This window comes from Burkholderia sp. E168m23, from assembly GCF_016586125.1.
GTDB lineage: Bacteria > Pseudomonadota > Gammaproteobacteria > Burkholderiales > Burkholderiaceae > Burkholderia > Burkholderia orbicola.
The window spans coordinates 1-897 of record NZ_BCPP01001538.1; the positions used below are offsets into that span (position 1 = coordinate 1).

1 protein-coding gene and 1 pseudogene are annotated in these 897 nt (G+C 67.1%); one reads left to right on the forward strand and one right to left on the reverse strand.

The genetic code is table 11. The features are described from left to right. Nucleotides 1-103, forward strand: a pseudogene (locus JMF90_RS38735) (3,4-dihydroxy-2-butanone-4-phosphate synthase); the annotation flags it as partial. Between the two features lie 70 nt (nucleotides 104-173). Here JMF90_RS38735 and JMF90_RS38740 read toward each other — a convergent pair. Next, nucleotides 174-860 (reverse strand): HAD family hydrolase, encoded by a 687-nt coding sequence (locus JMF90_RS38740; protein ID WP_012329191.1) that lies wholly within the window; start codon nucleotides 858-860, stop codon nucleotides 174-176. Nucleotides 861-897: the final 37 nt, after the last annotated feature.

An 897-nucleotide genomic window follows, 5' to 3' on the forward strand; every position in this document is an offset into this window, starting at 1 on the left:
CTTCGCGCAACGGCACGGGCTGCCGATGCTGACGATTGCGGAACTCGTCGAGTTCCGCGAGGCATTGGCGGCCGCGCGCGAACGCTGCTGCGAGCCGGCCTGAGCGAAGGAAAGGCGGGCGCGTTCGCGCGCCCGTGGCGCGGCCGGATCGATCGATCCGGCCCGAATGACGATCAGGACTGCACGTCGCCGAATTCGCCGCGCATGCCGGCTTCGACGAGCGCCGGCAGTTCGTCCATCTTGCGCATGATCCGCGTGATGCCCATCGCGCGCAGCGCGTCCGCGTAGTTGTCGGGGATGTGGCTCGCGCCGACGAACGCGATCGTCTTCATCCCGGCCGCCCGCGCGGCATTCAGCCCCGAAATGCTGTCCTCGACGACGACGCAGCGCGCCGGCTCGACGCCGAGCGTGTGTGCCGCATGCAGGTAGACGTCGGGGTAGGGCTTCGGCCGCGCGACCTGTTCGGAGCTGAACACCCGCTCGCCGAAGATCTCGGTGAGCGACGCGCGCTTCAGCGAATTGCGCACGCGCACGAGCCGGCTGTTCGACACGACGGCGGCCGGCAGCGTGACCTTCAGCAGCGCGTCGCGCACACCGCTGATCGGCGTGAGCGATTGCGCGAGCGCGATCTCGATGTTGTGCTCGATGGTCTCGATGAAGTTGGCAGGCATTTCGATGCCGAAGCGGGATTCGATGCCGGTGAGGAAGCGCGACGTCTGCTGGCCGAATGCCGACTTCGCGGCGGCTTCGAAATCGAGATTCGGGAACGTGGCGGACAGCGTGTCGAGCAGCACGCGGTCGGCGATGACTTCGCTGTCGACGAGCACGCCGTCGCAGTCGCAGATGAGGTGATCGAGCATGGTGATGAAAACGCGGGATATCGGCGACGCCGATCGA

Bases quoted from the DNA above. Each gene is read 5' to 3' on its own strand.
- JMF90_RS38740 (WP_012329191.1), bottom strand. From the start codon at position 860: ATGCTCGATCACCTCATCTGCGACTGCGACGGCGTGCTCGTCGACAGC.